Consider the following 17,388-nt stretch of genomic DNA (forward strand, 5'->3'; position numbering starts at 1 on the left):
CGGTCTCTTCCTGTTCGATCTCGGCGCGGATGGCCGCGTGCCGGGCTCGTCGGCTGGGTCCTCTCAGCTGGCCATGCCGTCCTTGGACCAGACGTCGGCGAAGTGCTCCATCTGCTGCAGGACCAGCTCGATGGCCTTGACCTCCTGGTCCGGCGGGTAGTTGTAGCGGGCCAGGAGGCGCTTGATGGTCGCGCGCAGGCGGGCGCGTACGGGCTCGCGGGAGATCCAGTCCTTCTTGAGGTTCTTCCGTACCTGAACGACCAGGTCACGGGCGATGCCCGCGAGGACCTCGTCTCCCATCACCTCACGCGCGGTGCCGTGGTCGGCGACCGCGTCGTAGAAGGCGAGCTCCTGCCAGTCCAGCGGCGGCGTGAACCGCTCACCACGCCTGTGGTCGTTCGCGATCTCCTTGGCCAGCTCGACCAGCTTGGCGATGATCTCGGCGCTGGTGAGCTGCTCACGCATGTACCGGATCATGAGGTCCTGCAGACGCTCGGAGAACGTCGTCCGCCGCACCACGTTGTGCCGGGTGACCTCGCGCATCTTCCGTTCGATGAGTCGGCGCAGCGCCTCGGCGGCCAGGTGCGGTGTCTCGCTGCCCGCCAGCTTCGCGATGAGGGCGTCGTTGAGGTTGGTCAGGTCGGCGGTCTCCAGGCCGGCTTCGGCGAACAGGTCGGTGACCCCGCTCGTCTCCACGACCGTGGAGGTCAGCTGTTCGAGGTACAACTCGATTTCGCGCGTCGTGCCGGGCAGGCCCCTCGCCTCGCGGTCCATCGCGTCCAGCTTCGCCATGTACGCGCGGACCTCGACGAAGAACTGGATGTCGCGTCGCCAGGTCACCGGGTGGTCGGGGAACCGCGTGCCGATATTGGCCGAGGACGCGGTGAGCGCGTAGAAGCGCTCCAGCCGGTGCGCGTGGTCCCGGAAACGGCGGCCGAGGGTCTGGCTCGGGTCGTCGAGCTTCTCCGGGTTGTTGCCGGGGGTCCTCGTGTCCCGCAGGTGGTTGGCCGTACGCAGCGCTGTGTCGATGAAGGCAGTACGGCTCGGCCTGGCGAGGAGGCCGCGCCAGTCGATGTCGCGCAGGATTCCTTCGATGATGTCGAACTCGTTGCGCAGCTCGTCCAGCGCCCGGTCGATGTCCTGGCCCAGCGTCCGATCCTGACGGTCGGCCGCGGAGTATTCGGCGATGGCCTTCTGCAGGCTCTCCGTCAGCGGGGCGTAGCCGACCAGCAAGCCGTCTTCCTTGCCACGGAAGCGGCGGTTGACGCGGGCCAGCGCCTGCATGAGGTTGGCGCCCCGGAGCGGTCGGTCGAGGTACATCGTGTGCAGCGGCGGCGCGTCGAAGCCGGTCAGCAGCATGTTGTTGACGATGAGCAGTTCCAGCTCGTCGTCGGGGTCCTTGGCCCTGTTGATGACGGCCTTGCGCTGGGAATCGGTCAGCGCGTGGACCCGCAGGCGCTCGGGGTCCTTCCGCGAGTTCGACGAGAACACGATTTTCATCGTGCCCTTGTCGAAATCCTTGTGGTGCCACTCCTCGCGCAGTTCGCGCAGTGCGTCGTAGACCCGGACACAGATCTCGCGGGTCGCGCACACGACCATCGCCTTGCCGGGCGCGCCGCCGTTCTTCGAGACGCCGACGAACGGCTTCATCCGCTCACGCCGGTCCTCCCAGTGGGTGACCAGGTCGGCGGTGAGGTCGCGGATGCGGGCGGGCGCGCCGTACATCGCGTTCATGGTGGCGACGGCCTGCTCGATCCGGCGGCGCTCGGTGTCGTCCAGGCCCTCGGTGATCCGGTCGGCCTCTTCGTCGATCTTCGTGGTGTCGACGTCCTCGTCGAGGATGAGCTCGACGACCCGGCTCTCGTGGTAGACCTTCACCGTCGCGCCGTCGTCGGCGGCCCGCTTGAGGTCGTAGACGTCGATGTAGTCGCCGAAGACATGCCGGGTGTTGCGGTCGGCTTCGGAGATCGGAGTGCCGGTGAAGGCGAGCAGGGTGGCGTGCGGCAGGGCGTCGCGCAGGTGGCGGGCGTAGCCGTCGAGGTTGTCGTAGTGGCTGCGGTGGGCCTCGTCGACCACGACGACGATGTTGCGCCGGTCGGACAGCAGCGGGTGATCGGTGCCCGACTCCTTCTCCTCCTTGGTCCGGCCGAACTTCTGCAGTGTGGTGAACAGGATGCCGCCGGTGCGCTTGGCGGTCAGCTCCTCGCGCAGCTCGGCCCGGGTGAGGATCTGCCGGGGTTTCTCGGGCAGGATCTCGCTCTCCAGAAAGGTGGAGTAGAGCTGGTCGTCGAGATCGTTGCGGTCGGTGATGACGATGATCGTCGGGTTGAGCAGCGCCGGGTCGCGCATGACCAGATTGCTGGTCAGCACCATCTCCTCGGACTTGCCCGAGCCCTGCGTGTGCCAGACCACGCCGGCCTTGCCGTCGGTCGCAGCGGCTTCCCGTACGGCTTCCGCCGCCCGGTTGACCGCGAAGAACTGGTGCGGCTTGGCGATCCGCTTGGTCTTCTTCGACGGCACGAAGTTGATGAAGGAACTGATCAGCGCGAGGAAGCGCGTGTGGGTGAACAGGCCATGCAGGGCGAGGTTCTGCGCCGCCTCCGACAGGCCCGCGCCGTCCAGCGACTCGACCGGCTCCCCGGCCTCGTCCACGTTCCACGGCGCGAAGTGCTCGAACGGCGTGAACGGCGTGCCGTACTTCGCGGTGACGCCGTCGGAGAGCAGGACGACCGCGTTGTAACGGAACGCGGTCGGGAACTCCGCGACGTACCATCCGATCTGGGCGTGTGCGGCTTCAAGCGTCGTGTCTTCGTCGCCGGCGCGTTTGATCTCCAGTACGGCCAACGGCAGGCCGTTGACGTAGAGCACGATGTCGAAACGGCGGTTCTTCTCACCCTGGATGACGGTGACCTGGCGGGCCGCGCGGTAGACGTTCGCAGCAGGGTCGGTCAGGTCGATGAGCTGGACCGTCGGGTTGTGCTCCGCGCCGAACTCGTCGGTGTAGGTCACCGAGCGGATGCCGCTGGTCAGGTAGCCGTGCGCGGTCCGGTTCTCCTCGTAGGCGTCGCTCGACCTCGTCCGAGCCGCCTCTTCAACCGCTTTGCGTACGGCCTCGGGCGGCAGCTCGGGGTTGAGGCGTTCGACAGCCTCGCTCAGATCGGAGTAGAGGATGAGGTCGTCCCAGGACTTGCGGTGCCCGGAACCGGGAGCCAGCTCATTGCCGTTGGCGGGCAGCCACGCCAGCTCGGCGAGCTCGTCAAGAGCGAGCAGCTCCCAGTCGATCTCTAAGGGCCGAGAGCGAGAGTGCTTAGGAGAAGGAGTCATATCACGTCCTCGACAATCTTCTCCGCATCCCTGATACGCAGCCGCCCCGACATAAGCTGAGGAAGGAGAGTATCCCGAAGCGCGGCAAGTACGGCGGACTCGGCCATTGCTTGATCTGCCTGCTCTTCGAGCGAGTCGAGCTTCTCGCGTAGCTCGTGCTGACGGTCAGGATTAGGCAGGGCGATTTCCAGGGCGCCCAATTGGGCACGGCTGAGTTCGGTCTGCCCGGTGCTGCCCTCACCCAAGGCTTCGATCTCAGTCTGCGCCCGCAGCATGGCAAACCCCGCACAGACGGGATCCACCTTGGTGGGATCGAACCGGACGATAGCGATATGCGAGTCGACGGTTGCATCAATGTCGCAAGTCCATCGGGCGACCCGGCCGAGCGTCCCTACACCTGTGGAGTTCACCAGGACGTCATTGGCTTGGAGTAGCTTCGGAACTTTGACTTTCTCCCGAAGCGTCAGCCGTGAGGGTTTAAGATTAACTCGCCCGTCGCGGACGCACTTCTGGTTGAGCACGATGAGGTCATCAGGCGACTCTGAATATTTTGGAGTAACCCCACGAGTCAGCGTGCTGACGATAGATTCCACAGCTGTTTCGAGAGGGTCCTCATCAAGGAGCGCCTGGGCGAACAAAGCCAAGCCCAGTTCGCGAGACGTGGCTGCGATGCGCTCGTTGACGGCGATCTTGTCGTCCAGTGTGCTGAGCACGGTGGCGACAGCTTGCTGTTCACCAAGCGGTGGGTGTGGAACCTTGAAAGATTTGACCGTCGCCACAGGTTGGACGAGGCCAGGTACACCTACCGTCGACACGTGCTGTAGGATTTCACGCTGCCCTGCAGGAGAAAGAAGCCAGTAATAATAGAACTCGGGAAGAGCACGGCTGGCATCGAGGCGTGCCTTAACCTGGCTCGTCGAGAGCACATAGCGCTCATGTTTCGGGGATCGGGGAATCATCGACACTTGGCCGATAGTGCCGCGATGAGTTATTACCAAATCACCCGGAGTTAAGTTTGCGCCAGGGAGTGAATCTGCTTTCTCTGGAGTGATGAAAACGAAGTCATCGTCATGGAAACGCCCAGCCCCAAGATTTACCCCACGCACAAGCGGAACACCGGTTGAGACATAATCCTCTTTGGTGTATGCCGACCCGTACGGCTTGGAGAAGGAACTTTTCTCCTTCGCTGCAAGCTCCTCGAAACGGACTAGGGGCCACTCAGCCATTGATTCTCCCCAACTGGTCACGGACCGTCTTGGCCAAGTTGTCGGATTTGTCGAAGAGGTCGTACGGCTCCTTGATCAACATGGCGATCACTGCGATGTCGGCCGGATGCGGTTCGGTCATCGATTCTCCTCCAAGTCTTCAGCAGCTGCCTCGAGTTCGCCGAGGGCGTCGAGGTGGCCTTCGGCCTGGGCGAGTTCCCGCATTTCACCCGCGGCCTCGGCATCGGCTCGGGCGGCCTCCAGGGCCTGTCGCTGAGTGTCGAAGTCGGTGAAGCGGTCACGAGAGATGGCCTCGGCCGCCTCGCGGGAGACCCTCCCGGCTCCGGGCAGGACCTTGAAGTCGTTCATGGCGATGAAGTTGTCGGCGGCCGCCACCCATTGCGCCATGGTGATCTGCTGACGTCGACGCGCCCGCAACTCCGCGAAGTCGAGGAACTGGGTGGTCAGCATGTTGAGCATGCCGATCTCGTCGGAGTCCAGGTAGTTCTTGGCCACGGTCACGTCCGTCCTGCGGACTCGCGAGCCCTTCCAGGTCTTCAGGCCCATGTTCGGCTTTCCGGGGTCGGCCCGATCAACGATCAACTCGGCGGCGGTCTGGCCTGCCACCGCGTAGATCAGCTTGTTCTGGATGGTGGCGAAGAAGGTGCGGGCGGTCTCGGAACCTGGGTCGTAGTCCGCGCTGGTGGCCGCGAACACGTCGCGGACCTTCTGATAGAAGCGCTTCTCCGAGGCGCGGATCTCACGGATCCGCTCCAGCAGCTCGTCGAAATAGTCGAAACCACCAGGATCCTTCAGCCGTTCGTCATTGAGGACGAAACCCTTGACCAGATATTCACGCAGGGTCGTGTTGGCCCACTGACGGAACTGGATGCCGCGCGGCGAACGTACCCGATAGCCGACGGCCAGGATCATGTCGAGGTTGTAGACAAGCACTTCCCGCCGGACCTGCCGTGAGCCTTCCTGGCGAACTATTTCCTGAGAGGAAATAGTTGCCTCGGTCAGCTCGCCGTCGTCGAGAATCGACGTGATGTGCTTGTTGATGTTGGGGATTCCAGTGTCGAACAGCTCGGCCATCTGCGCCTGGGTCAGCCACACCGTGCCGCCCACGGCGCGCATCTGGATCTGGTCGCGTCCGTCCTCGGTCCTGTAGAGGATCAGTTCGCCGGCAGGCTCAGACATCGATCCTCCCCAACTGCTCGCGGACCGTCTTGGCCAGCTCGTCCGACTTGTCGAAGAGCTCATACAGCTCCTCCGTCAGCGTGGCGATCTTCTCCGCGACCGCCTCGGCGTCCTCCTCCTCGGTCTCGGCCGCGCCGACGTACCGGCCCGGCGTGAGCACATAACCGTGTGATCGGACCGTCTCCAGGTCGGCGGAGAAGCAGAATCCCGCCTCGTCGGCGTACGTGCGCCCGGCCTCGCGGGCAGAGGTGGTCCCCCGCCAGGCGTGATAGGCACCCGAGATCTTGGCGATGTCGGCATCGGTCAGGACGCGCTCGGTCCGGTCGACCATCTCACCCATGTCGCGGGCGTCGATGAAGAGCACCTCGCCCCGCCGGTCGGTCAGCCGCTTGCCGCCCTGCGGGGTCTTGTCCTTGGCGAGGAACCACAGGCAGGCCGGGATCTGCGTGGTGCGGAACAACTGCGACGGCAACGCGATCATGCAGGCGACGAGGTCGGCCTCGACCAGTGCCTTGCGGATCTCGCCCTCGCCGCTCTGCTGGGAGCTCATCGAGCCGTTGGCCAGGACCACGCCCGCCGTGCCGCGTTCGCCCAGCTTGCTGATGATGTGCTGGAGCCAGGCGTAGTTGGCGTTGTTCTTCGGCGGCACGCCGTACTTCCACCTGGGGTCGTACTCGTTGCGCGCCCAGTCCTTGATGTTGAACGGCGGGTTGGCCAGGACGAAGTCGGCCTTGAGATCGGGGTGCCTGTCGTCGGCGAAGGTGTCGCCCCAGCGGGCGGCGAGGTTGCCGTCGATGCCGTGGATGGCGAGGTTCATCTTGCCCAGTCGCCAGGTCCGCTCGTTGAGCTCCTGGCCGAACACCGAGATGTCCGACTTGTTGCCCGCGTGGGCCTCGATGAACTTGCCGGCCTGGACGAACATGCCGCCCGAGCCGCAGCACGGGTCGTACACCCTCCCCTCGTACGGCTCCAGCACCTCCACCAGCAGCTGGACGACGCTACGGGGCGTGTAGAACTCGCCGCCGCGCTTGCCCTCGGCACGGGCGAAGTTGCCGAGGAAGTACTCGTAGACCTCGCCCAGCACGTCCTGTGCCGGCTTGTCGCCGTCTCCGGAGAAGCGGGCGTCGCTGATGAGGTCGACCAGCCCGGCGAGGACCTTCTGGTCCACCCGGTCCTGGTTGAAGATCTTCGGCAGGACGCCGGTCAGCGCGGCGTTCTCCCGCATGATCGCGTCCATCGCGTCGTCCAGCAGGCGGCCCACGCCCTGGCTCTTGGCATGCGCCGCGATCCATGACCAGCGCGCCTCCTCGGGGACCCAGAAGACGTTGTGGCCGGTGTATTCGTCCCGGTCCTCCAGGAAATCCTCCTGGCGCTCCTCGGCGATGCCCTCCTCGGCCAGTTCCTTGGCCAGCGCGGTGCGGCGCTCCTCGAAGGCGTCGGAGACGTACTTGAGGAAGATCAGGCCGAGGACGAACTCCTTGTACTGCGCGGCGTCCAGGGATCCGCGGAGCTTGTCGGCCGTTTTCCACAGGATGTCGCGGATCTCCTTCGCGCTGGAGGCGCTGAACAGCTCCGCCTGGCCGCCGGCAGATCTCTTGGCAGGGGGCATCGGGTGGATATCTCCTTCAGTTGATTTCGTTGGGGGGGAGGAGCGTGAGCGTGCCATCGGCGAGGCCGGCGGCGGTCAGCCGCGCCAACTCGTCCAGGGCGGTCGTCTGCGCCCGCAAGAGTGCGTCGCGCCGCCCGATCTCGGCGAGCAGGGTGTCATATCTGTCCGCCTCGTCGGGGGAGAGGTCGGGGATGAGTAGGTCTTCGAAGCGCCGGGAGGCCCGTACGGCTCCGCTGACGCGGCCGTGTTCAGCGGCGGCGGCCCGCAGCAGCGCCGCCAGCACCCTGGGCCGCACCGGACGCTCGGCATCGGGCCGAACCCGCAGGATGCGTGCCGGATAGGTGACCACGGAGAGCCCTTCCTCATCGACGTACGCCCCGAACTCGGGACTGCTCGTAACGATGACGTCGCCGGGCCGGGTGAAGTTGGCATGCTCGTACTCGGTGATGAACACCAGGCGGTCGATCCGCCGACCCCCGACCGGCGCACTGCCGACGACCTCGGCCGAGGTGAGCACCGGGTAGTCGCCATCGGGGGCGAGGTGCTGGGGCGCGATGCGGTGACCGGGCAGGCGGCGAAGCCGGCGTTCCTCGAGCATCCGCCCGACCGTCGTGCGCCGCACCGGTCGATCCTCCGGCCGCAGAACGGCACGCGTACGCAGCTCAGCCTGACTGTCGATGTCTCTGCGGGTCTGTTCGACCAGCTCGCTCAGGTGGATCTCCAACTGGGAGATGTGCGCGGGACGCTCGACGACGGCATGGGTGTAACGGCTCTCGTACGGCCGGTGCTGGGGGGTGAAGGCCGTCCCGGGCCGGTCGTCGAGCACCTTGACCGGCAGGATCACCCCGTGCCGCGGCGTGTGCCTGGAGTCCTCCTGCCAGCCCGCCGTCCGGAAGATGTGCACATCCTCCACGAGCGCGTCGAGCGTCCGCTCAGTGAGCGTTCGGGCGGACAGATCCGCGAGCAGGACCATGCCGCGTCGCTCCGCCGCCGGGGTGCGCGTGAGCACCCATACGGCGGTCCGGTAGCCGGGACGGTACGGAAACGCACCGTCGGGGAGGCTGATCGCCGCCTTGAGCAGGCCGTCCGTGAGGAATGATCTGCGCAGCCGGTCGGCGTCGCTCAGCGGGGTGAGTGGGCGGATCAGAGCGTCGGCCGGGCCGAGGACGACCGCGGTGCGGCCAGCGCCGAGCAGGTCGGTGAACGCCTGGACCCGCTCAAGCACGGTCAGCGCGCTGCGGGTCTCGGCGGGCTCGTACGGCAGCGCACACAGCACGATGTCGGGGTCGCCCCAATTCTCCACATCGGGTTCCGGCCCCTCGGTCACGTTCAGCTGGAACTCATAGACCTCGTGTACGAGCATCCGGCGACGCACCAGGCGGACGAAGGCCGGGTCGGGATCGGCGGCGAGGTAGGTGTGACCGGCGTCGGGAGCGGCCTGCGCGTGCAGGGCGGCGGGCAGGTCACCGCTGCGGGCGTACGGCGTGGCGACGATCGCGCCCTCGTCCAGATCGGCGATGCCGCACAGCCGGGCGAGTGCGCCGGTGACCACAGGCGCGGGCTCGTCGGCCACCAGTTCGTGAGCGCCCAGGCGGCGGCGCGCGTCCAGCACCCAGTCGAAGGCCTCGGCCGGTGTGTAGGCGGCCTCGACCAGTTCGTCGGCGAGCGCGGCCAGAGCCGTACCGATGCCTTCGGGGGTTTCGCGTAGTTCGGTGAGCAGGAACGTGTCTTCGGCGTCGAGGTGGGCGGCCCACCGAAGGAGGGACTCCCAACCGGTGCCGGAGAGCGGGGCGTCCTGCTGCTGCCGCAGGCAGATGAGTGTGGTGAGCGTGCCCACCAGGACGTGGGCGGGCAGACGGTCGCGCCGGCTCGCCAAGGTGTGCAGCGCGAGTTCCGCGCGGAGCTTCCGGGGCGTCGCGTTGCCGAGTCCAGTGGCCAGCAGCCAGGCGACCACCTCCCGGCCGTCGAAGAGCGGGCGGCCATCCTCGGTCGTGACCGGCCTGGGGAAGGTGCCGGGGTGCCGACGAGCCCAGTTGGTGGGCACAGGCCGCTGTACTTCGGCCAACGCCGCGATCTCGGCATAGGAGATCCGCAGGTCTTCGCGCATCGACACCTCCTTCTTGTGGCAATGACGGATTCGACGTGATCAGCACCTTAGCGGTAAAGCCTGCCCCATGGATCAGAAGTCTCTGATAACAGGGCTTATCAAGATGATTTGAGAGCACCTGCTCACCGTTCTGTCGCAGTCCTCCAACAGCCGCTGACGGGCTCGGCCAGTTCCGAGAGCTGCGAGCCCCGCTTGCTTCCCCGCTTGTGAGAGGACGACGACCATGTCTCACCCCAACCCGAATCAGCCGTACGGCCCCCAGCCAGGCCGGACGGGTGAGCTCAGCGGGATCATCGCCAACGACAACATCACCGGCCCGGCCCGCGTGACCCTCAAGAAGGGCGAGTACTTCGAGACCAAGCGTTGCCAGCCCTGGAAGCGCGTTGGCTGAACGACAGCCGGCATCCCAATTCGTGTACGTCCCCGGCCCGGGGCCTCGTACCGAATGGCACGCCCGGCCGCGTGTTCACACGAGGGTGAATCCGAGCGCTTCGGCGGCCTGAGCCTGAAAGCGATCGCGGCTGGCGAAGCCAAGCTTGTCTCCCTCTTCCTCCAGAAGAGGAACCGCGGCGATCTCGGCCAAGGCAAGGTGAATCGCGTCGAGCGCACGCAACGCATGGGTGTAGACGATCTCGGTGGCGCGCCGTTCGACTACCTCGCGCGGAGCGGCGAGCAGTGTGACAGGACCGTCTTCGCCGAGGTCGGACGAGAGAACCGCGAGCGTTCCATCCAGATCCATCAGCCGTTGTGTGCGTTCCGCGCGCACCAGAACGCCGGTCACTTCAACCACCGTCAGCGTCCCTGTCACCAACAGGTGATCAGGATCTTCCAGCAGCTCACGAGCCCGGCCATGGCCGGGCTCGTCACGAAGGTAGGCACAGGCGAGGACGGAAGAGTCGACATAGGTGAGCATGGCGGCGGTCAGCGACCTTCGGCCCAGAGCCGGTCAAGAATGGGGCCGATGCCCTCGGTCGTTTCCAGCACGCGCTCGCGCTCAGCGCTGGTCACCCGTGGTGCCTGGGACACACAACCTTCCGCGAGGACACCCAGGCGGCGCGCCCGGGCGCGCAGTTCGGCCCGAGCATCGAGCGCCTCATCGGCGACGCCTCTCGCGAGGATCTCTCCGGCGGTCGCGTTGATGGATCGGCCAGTGCGGTGAGCCCGGCGCGTGATGCGCCGATGCAGGTCGTCATCGATCCGGAGCAGCAGTTGTTTCATCGTTCGATGCTATCACTTAAGGCCGCCATAGTGATATCACTCGCTCTGGCCCTGCGGAAGTCGGCCTGAGTGGCAACAGTGAATAGCTCACGAATATATGCGACTGATTTGAGCCGATAACCAGGGTTATCAGGTTCACAGAAGAATTTCGGCCCTTTGCGGCCTACGGTGTGTTCCGCCGGGGCCGTGCTCTCTCGTGACGGCCGTTCTCCGGTGGCTGCGACTTCCCCCTGCGGGTCCTGAACGGATCCGTGTGGCACACCACAAGGAGTTTCCCCATGTTGTTGTCGATCCTGCTCGCCCTCGCCTGCGCCGCGATCGCCTACCTCGTCGCCCGTAGCCGTACCGCTGCCGAGCGTGCCGACCTGAAGGTCGCCCAGGAGCAGCAGCGTCAGGCCCACACGCAGATGGACGATCTTCGCTCGGAGCGAGACAAGGCACAGGAGCGTGCCGCCGGCCTCGAGCGGGAGCACATCGAGGCGTTCACCAAGATCAAGACGTCCGGTGAGGAGATCGTCGGACTGAAGACCACTTTGGAGGCGACGTACACGGATCTTCGGCGCTGCCAGGCCGAGGCCGAAGGCCTGAAGGCGTCCCTCAAGGCAGAGCGGGAGCGGTTCGGTGATGCCGACCGTCGGTTCCGCGAGGCCCAGACGATGATCGCGGCGCTGGAGGCAAGGGAGACCGAGCTTCGCGGCGAGATCCAGCGGCTCAAGGAGCAGCTCCGGGAGCTGACCGCGCAGAAGCAGGGCCTTCAGGAGCAGGCCGTCCGGCTGGACGCGGTACGCAAGGAGCTCGACGAGACCCGGGAGCAGAACAACCGGCTGCTGGAGGAGACGCTCCGCGCCACCGCGGCGGACATGCTCAAGCAGTCCCAGACCGAGCTGGTGGCGCGGGCGGAGGCGACGCTCGGCGCGGTCAGCGAGCCCGTCAAGGACCAGCTGGCCCAGATGGACCGGCAGCTCAAGGACTTCAGCACCACCCGCGCGGCCGCGGAGGCCAAGCTCGACCAGCAGTTGGCGAACCTGACCGAGGAAGGGGTCCGGACGCGGCAGGAGACCCGCAAGCTGGTCGAGGCGCTGAAGAAGCCGCAGGTCCGGGGGCAGTGGGGCGAGATGCACCTCAAGCGCACCGCCGAACTGGCCGGTCTCGTCGAGCACTGCGACTTCGACCTCCAGGTCCACATCGTCGACGAGGACACCACGCTGCGGCCCGACATGCGGGTCAATCTGTCCGGCGGCAAGCACGTCATCGTGGACGCCAAGGTCCCGATGGACGCGTTCATGAGGGCGATCGAAGCGAGCGACGAGGCCGAGGCGAGCGGTCACTGGGCGGACCACGCCCAGCAGCTCCGCAAGCACGTGGACACCCTCGGGAGCAAGGAGTACTTCCGCAGGGTCGCCGGCTCCCCGGAATTCGTCGCACTGTTCGTGCCCGGCGACGCATTCCTCCAGCCGGCGCTGGACCGCGACCCGACCCTGCTGGAGTACGCCGTGAGCAAGCAGGTCCTGATCGTGACGCCGACCTCACTGATCGCCATGCTGCGCACGATCGCCTACGCCTGGACCCAGGCGGCGCTGCGGGACAACCTGAAGCGGGTCTACGAGCTCGGCCGTGAACTCTACGAGCGGCTGTCGGCCATGGGCGGCCACCTCGACAAGCTCGGCAGGGCGCTCGACCAGTCGGTCAAGGCGTACAACAAGACGGTGGGTTCGATGGAGGGCCGGGTCATGGTCACCGCCCGCAAGTTCCACACGCTCAAGCTCGTCGAGGACCAGTTGCGCGAACTCCACGCCGTCGAGCAGACGACCCGGCATCTCGGCAGCCCCGAGTTGACCGAGTCCGCGGCGGCCGATCTGTCCGTCAGGGCTCTGCCCGCGCCCGCCGGCGACGACAGACACAGTTGATGTGGACACCACTGTGTGACCGGACTCCGGCAGCGGTCATGCCGGTCGAAGCACTACCTCGGTGGGCAAGGCGGTGATGCGAAGGTCATGTGGTCGTATGACTGACCGTGGGGTGTCCCGCGTCCGCGGCGTTGACCATGCCGCGTGCGGGACACCCCACGGTGATGACGCGTGTCGGGGAAGGGGGAAGACTTCGCTCAGGCTACGGCGCTGATGCCGGCGCTGGCGGCGCGGCGCATGCGACGACGGCGCTCGGAGGCTCGCTCGTCCTCGTTGAGACCGCCCCATGTGCCGTACTTCTCCGGACGGGACAGGGCGTAGTCGAGGCACTCCGCGCGCACCGGACACTGGGCGCAGATGGCCTTGGCCTTGCGCTCCCTGATGTCACGCTCAGGCTGACGCTCGCCGTCGGGCCCGAAGAACAGCACAAGGTCCTCTCCCCGGCACGCGGCATCATCCTGCCAACCCCAGCTGGGGCGCGGGCGGGCGAGCTGCCGACGTACCTGAGACATGAGAAACCACCTTCGGTGAGAGGTATTTCGTGTTTATGCCGCATTGAACGCTTCTGGCGTCCCTGGTACCAACGCCGGGATCAGCCGTGAATGTTCCCGGCTCGGTCGAGCCCTCAGGTCAGGACCGGAGTGAGCTGCCTCAGCTCCGCCAACCTGTAGGTCGAGATCTCATCGGCGCAGGTCGTACCGCACGGTGCAATGCACACCGCGGGTTCGACCACAACCCGAAACCGCGACGATCCACGTTGGGTCGTGCAACGCACGACGCACACCGTGGTGTCGCCTTCCGACCGGGAGGATTCCACGGCCACCCCGCCGACCGAGAGTTCCCCCGTATGAGACCGGACGAAATGCTCGGCGGCTTGCGATGGCTCAGGGATACCCGCGCGTCCCCGGAAACGGTCGAGGACGACCTCGCCGTGCCGGTACGCGTTTGCCGCCGCGATCGCAGCAGCCTGAGACATGCTGCCGTAGTAAAGCCCGTGTGGCAAGCATACGAGGTTGGCGGCGTATCGATCGCCGCCCAAATGTGTGGTTTCCCACACCTCGCCGGCCAGATTCTCACCGAGGAACCGGGCCAGCGGGAGCCCCAGACGGGCACAGCAGGCATTGCGCTTACCGTTTGTGCACACCAGGAACAACGGCTCGTTCACCAGTATGCAGGACTTCGGAACCACTCCGTGCACGAGAAGGCCCAGGTCAAGATCGTCGGGATCCTCGAAGAACCCCTCGGCGAGCCACGGCTCGTCCCCGGTCGACCACCCGACGAACACGTGCAGCGGAGCGGACGGCGCGTCGCGCCGGCCGGGACGGCGGATGAGCTGGGGCCGGATTCCCAGTGAGGTCGCCCGGTCCACCAGCGTGCGCATGGCGGGCGGCAGCCGCCACTGCTCCGTCCGGGCGGCCCACGGCCCGGCGTGCTCGATGAGCAGCCAGGTGCGGGCGCCGACGGTCGCGCTCGCCAGGACCGGCGCCTCGCCCGTGTGGAGGGAGGCGGGGTGATCGCAGCCGTTCGCCATCCGGTGGTCCATCCCTTCCCCCGCGAATTAGGTAAGACTAACCTTAGCGGATGGATTGGGCAGTCCCTGGGGACAGGTATGCGGAATCTCTGAAACATTCCGCGGGAACCCGCGAAGATTGCCCCATGGAGGATTCGTCCCGGGTGTCGGAGCGGGGGGCCGGGTGGGCCTGTCAGACGATCGGCACGTTCGAGAAGCTCCGGCCCGGCCGGAGCACCTTCACCTGGCTTCGCCCGTCGACCCTCTGGCGGTCGCGGAACGAGATCCTCGCCAGGTGGCTGGGCGATCCGTCGCCGGAGGTCCGCCGCCGATGGGCGGCGGCACAGCGGGAGCGCGGCGCCGACCCCGACTTCCGCATCCCCGTGGAGGCCGGGGAGGAGTTCTCGTTCCTCCTCCTGGGCGACAGCGGCGAGGGCGACGCCTCGCAGTACGCCGTCGTGCCCGGCCTCCTCAAGATCGGCCAGGGCACCTCGTTCGCGATCATCGCCAGCGACGTGATCTATCCGACGGGCTCGGCCAACGAGTACTGCGACAAGTTCTTCCGGCCCTACAAGGACTACCTCGCGCCGATCTACGCGGTCCCCGGCAACCACGACTGGTACGACGGGCTCGGCGGTTTCATGCGGGTCTTCTGCGACGCGCCCCCGCTCACCGCGGAACGGCGAGGATTCCGCCTGTCTCCCGCAGGACTTCGCGGCCTGCTGTGGAAGAAGCCGGACCGCGTCGACGAGGCCGCGCTGGCCCGGGCCCGCGAAATGCGCGGCCTGCCGGAACAGCGCGGACGGCACGGGCGGTGGGCCGTGCAGCCCGCGTCCTACTGGGTGCTGGACACGGGCGGGCTGCTGATCGTCGGCATAGACACCGGGATCGACGGCAGGCTCGACCGCGAGCAGGGCGAGTGGCTGCGCCGCGTCTCGGCGGGGCCCCTGCCCAAGATCCTGGTCACCGGCAAGCCGATCTACGTCGACAACGCCCATCACCCCTGTCCCATCGAGGGCGGCGGGACCGTCGACGACGTCGTACGCGACCCGGCCAACCGCTACGTGGCGGCGATCGGCGGCGACGTGCACAACTACCAGCGCTATCCGGTCCGGGTGGGCGACCGGACGATCCAGTACATCGTCTCCGGCGGAGGCGGCGCGTTCACGCACGCCACCCACACCATCCCCCGCGTGGACGTCGGGGGCGTCGAGGAGGACGAGTTCCGGTGCTATCCCCTGCGGGGAGACTCGCTGTCGTTCTACAGCCTGCTCTACAGCAGGCGGCTGCACCTGCGGGGGCTCTACGTCACCCCCGAGGAGGCCGTGGCGCTGATGTCCCGCGCGATCGGCAACACGCCGCCGCGGCCCGCCGGGGACATCAGGACGACCGCCCGGATGAGGTGGGCCGCACGGCTGCTCGGCGGCTGGCCGATGCCGTTCCACCTGCCCGTCGGCCGCTTCTTCCACCGGTGGATCTCGGAGCTGTCCGACTGGGACACCCCGCCGTTCTTCAAGAGCTTCCTGCACATCTCGGTGTACGGCGACCGCCTGCGCGTCCGCTGCCACGCCGCGACCGGCTGCCTCCGGCAGGAGATCGCCCCGCCGATCGAGGACGAGGTCGAGATCCCGCTCTGACCGCCGTGCCGGCCCGCCGGACTGTCGGTCCCGCCTGGCACGCTGGAGGCGTGCACGTTGTGGTGTCGGCCGGTCCGGACGGCGGCGGGACGATCCACCCTCTCGACGACCGGCCGGGAGGGCCCGGCCCTGCCCGCGTGCCCGACCTCGCCCGGGCCGTACGGGAGCTCGAGGCCGGTCTCCGCCCCCGATGGGTGTGGGCGGAGGCCCGGGACGTCTACCCGGCGCTGCTGGCCCGTGGCGTACGGCTCTCGCGCTGCCACGACGTCGCCCTCACCGAGGCGCTGCTGACGGCCGCCGAGGGCCGCGTGGACGGGCACCGTACGGAAGACCCCAGGGGGCACAGAACGGCGGCCGTGCACGGCCGTGGGCCGTGGCAGGGGACGCAGGCCAGCCTCTTCGAGCCGGACGGCGAGGCGGGGCCGCCGGAGGCCGAGCGGGCCGCTCTCGTCGCCGAGGCGTTCGCCGAGCAGCGGAGCAGGATCGGCCGGACGGCCGACGCCGGGCGGTTCCGGCTGCTGGTGGCCGCCGAGTCGGCGGGAGCCCTGATCGCGGCCGAGATGAGCCACGACGGCATGCCGTGGCGTACGGACGTCCACGACGCGCTGCTGACCGAGCTGCTCGGGCCGCGCCCGGTCCACGGGATGCGGCCCGCCCGGCTCCAGGCGCTGGCCGACGAGATCTCCGCCGCCTTCGGGCATCCGGTGAACCCCGACTCGCCGCAGCAGATCGTCAAGGCCTTCCGCGGCCTCGGCATCATGATCTCCTCGACCCGGTCGTACGTGCTCAAGCAGATCGAGCATCCGGTGGTCGAGCCCCTGCTGCGGTACAAGGAGCTGGCCCGCCTCCACAGCTTCCACGGCTGGACGTGGGCGGACCAGTGGGTCAGCGGCGGGCGCTTCCACCCGGAGTACGTCGTGGGCGGCGTCGTGAGCGGCCGATGGGCCACCAGCGGCGGGGGAGCGCTGCAGATCCCCAAGGTGATGCGCAGGGTCGTCGTGGCCGACGACGGCTGGTCGCTGGTCGTCGCCGACGCGGCCCAGCTGGAACCCCGGGTTCTGGCCGCCATGTCGGGAGACCGCGGGCTCGCCACCGCCGCCGGCGAGATCGACCTGTACGCCGCGCTGGCCCAGGCGTTCGGCGGATCGAGGGAAGCCGCGAAGATCGCCATGCTGTCCGCGATGTACGGCGGGACCAGCGGCGACGCCCCCAAGCTGCTGGCGGTCATGCGCCAGCGCTTCCCCAGGGCGTACGCCTTCGTCGAGGACGCGGCCAAGGCGGGGGAGGAGGGCCGCCTGGTCAGGTCGTGGCTCGGCCGCACCTGCCCGCCGCCGTCCGCCCGCTGGCGCGAGCTCGTCTCCGGCCCGGAGGGCAGCAGGGCGGCGCGGGATCGGGGCAGGTTCACCCGGAACTTCGTCGTCCAGGCAACGGCGGCCGAGTGGGCGCTCGCGCTCATGGCCGTGCTGCGCGGCCTGCTGCCCGAGCCGGCCAGGCTGGTGTTCTTCCAGCACGACGAGGTCATGGTGCACTGCCCGGCGGACCTCGCCGACGAGGCGCGCGCCGCGGTCGGCCGGGCCGCCGAGGAGGCCACCCGGCTGCTGTTCGGCCCGACCCCCGTGCGCTTCCCGATGGTGGCGGCGGCCGTACGCTGCTACGCCGACGCCAAATGAG

At 67.6% G+C, this 17,388-nt stretch carries 14 protein-coding genes; 4 read left to right on the forward strand and 10 right to left on the reverse strand.

Annotated elements, in window-relative coordinates; genetic code table 11:
• Positions 1–63: 63 nt before the first annotated feature.
• From ACQP1K_RS09785 to ACQP1K_RS09810, 6 genes are read right to left on the reverse strand one after another with little or no spacing between them, the layout of a single operon-like run.
• Positions 64–3,324, reverse strand: a complete 3,261-nt coding sequence (locus tag ACQP1K_RS09785; RefSeq protein WP_433500549.1) for a type I restriction endonuclease subunit R — start codon at positions 3,322–3,324, stop codon at positions 64–66.
• The gene (locus tag ACQP1K_RS09790; RefSeq protein WP_433500550.1) at positions 3,321–4,550 is read right to left on the reverse strand and encodes a restriction endonuclease subunit S; all 1,230 of its coding nucleotides are present in this window, start codon (positions 4,548–4,550) and stop codon (positions 3,321–3,323) included. The genes ACQP1K_RS09785 and ACQP1K_RS09790 overlap by 4 nt, the downstream gene beginning before the upstream one ends.
• Entirely contained in the window at positions 4,543–4,671 is a 129-nt protein-coding gene (locus tag ACQP1K_RS09795; protein ID WP_433500551.1) for a hypothetical protein, read from the reverse strand. The genes ACQP1K_RS09790 and ACQP1K_RS09795 overlap by 8 nt, the downstream gene beginning before the upstream one ends.
• Positions 4,668–5,729, reverse strand: coding sequence for a virulence RhuM family protein (locus tag ACQP1K_RS09800; protein WP_433500552.1), 1,062 nt, complete (start codon positions 5,727–5,729; stop codon positions 4,668–4,670). The genes ACQP1K_RS09795 and ACQP1K_RS09800 overlap by 4 nt, the downstream gene beginning before the upstream one ends.
• Complete coding sequence (locus ACQP1K_RS09805) at positions 5,722–7,338, reverse strand: type I restriction-modification system subunit M (RefSeq protein WP_433500553.1); 1,617 nt, start codon at positions 7,336–7,338, stop codon at positions 5,722–5,724. Before ACQP1K_RS09805 ends, ACQP1K_RS09800 begins: the two co-directional genes overlap by 8 nt.
• Positions 7,339–7,354: 16 nt before the next feature.
• Positions 7,355–9,445, reverse strand: a complete 2,091-nt coding sequence (locus tag ACQP1K_RS09810; protein WP_433500554.1) for a hypothetical protein — start codon at positions 9,443–9,445, stop codon at positions 7,355–7,357.
• Positions 9,446–9,668: 223 nt separating this feature from the next.
• Between ACQP1K_RS09810 and ACQP1K_RS09815 the strand changes: the two genes are divergently transcribed.
• A complete protein-coding gene (locus ACQP1K_RS09815; protein WP_433500555.1) occupies positions 9,669–9,836 on the forward strand; it encodes a hypothetical protein in 168 nt (55 codons plus the stop codon).
• 75 nt (positions 9,837–9,911) lie between these two features.
• Here the strand turns inward: ACQP1K_RS09815 and ACQP1K_RS09820 are convergent, their stop codons facing one another.
• Positions 9,912–10,358 (reverse strand): type II toxin-antitoxin system VapC family toxin, encoded by a 447-nt coding sequence (locus ACQP1K_RS09820; RefSeq protein ID WP_433500556.1) that lies wholly within the window; start codon positions 10,356–10,358, stop codon positions 9,912–9,914.
• Positions 10,359–10,366: 8 nt separating this feature from the next.
• Positions 10,367–10,663 carry a FitA-like ribbon-helix-helix domain-containing protein gene (locus tag ACQP1K_RS09825; RefSeq protein ID WP_433500557.1) on the reverse strand — a complete coding sequence of 99 codons (297 nt, stop codon included), beginning with the start codon at positions 10,661–10,663 and terminating at the stop codon, positions 10,367–10,369.
• Positions 10,664–10,941: 278 nt separating this feature from the next.
• On the opposite strand from ACQP1K_RS09825, the gene rmuC reads away from it, so the two are divergent.
• On the forward strand, positions 10,942–12,570 hold the full coding sequence (rmuC, locus tag ACQP1K_RS09830) for a DNA recombination protein RmuC (protein ID WP_433500558.1): 1,629 nt from the start codon (positions 10,942–10,944) through the stop codon (positions 12,568–12,570).
• 197 nt (positions 12,571–12,767) lie between these two features.
• Here the strand turns inward: rmuC and ACQP1K_RS09835 are convergent, their stop codons facing one another.
• Both ACQP1K_RS09835 and ACQP1K_RS09840 read right to left on the reverse strand, forming a co-directional pair.
• Positions 12,768–13,082, reverse strand: a complete 315-nt coding sequence (locus ACQP1K_RS09835) for a WhiB family transcriptional regulator (protein WP_076434697.1) — start codon at positions 13,080–13,082, stop codon at positions 12,768–12,770.
• Between the two features lie 113 nt (positions 13,083–13,195).
• Complete coding sequence (locus tag ACQP1K_RS09840) at positions 13,196–14,101, reverse strand: sucrase ferredoxin (RefSeq protein WP_433500559.1); 906 nt, start codon at positions 14,099–14,101, stop codon at positions 13,196–13,198.
• 125 nt (positions 14,102–14,226) lie between these two features.
• Here ACQP1K_RS09840 and ACQP1K_RS09845 point away from each other — a divergent pair, with 125 nt between their 5' ends.
• Positions 14,227–15,717 (forward strand): metallophosphoesterase family protein, encoded by a 1,491-nt coding sequence (locus tag ACQP1K_RS09845; RefSeq protein ID WP_433500560.1) that lies wholly within the window; start codon positions 14,227–14,229, stop codon positions 15,715–15,717.
• 50 nt (positions 15,718–15,767) lie between these two features.
• Complete coding sequence (locus ACQP1K_RS09850; RefSeq protein WP_433500561.1) at positions 15,768–17,387, forward strand: bifunctional 3'-5' exonuclease/DNA polymerase; 1,620 nt, start codon at positions 15,768–15,770, stop codon at positions 17,385–17,387.
• The last annotated feature ends 1 nt before the right edge of the window (position 17,388 follow it).

The organism is Sphaerimonospora sp. CA-214678 (assembly GCF_050942215.1).
GTDB lineage: Bacteria > Actinomycetota > Actinomycetes > Streptosporangiales > Streptosporangiaceae > Sphaerimonospora.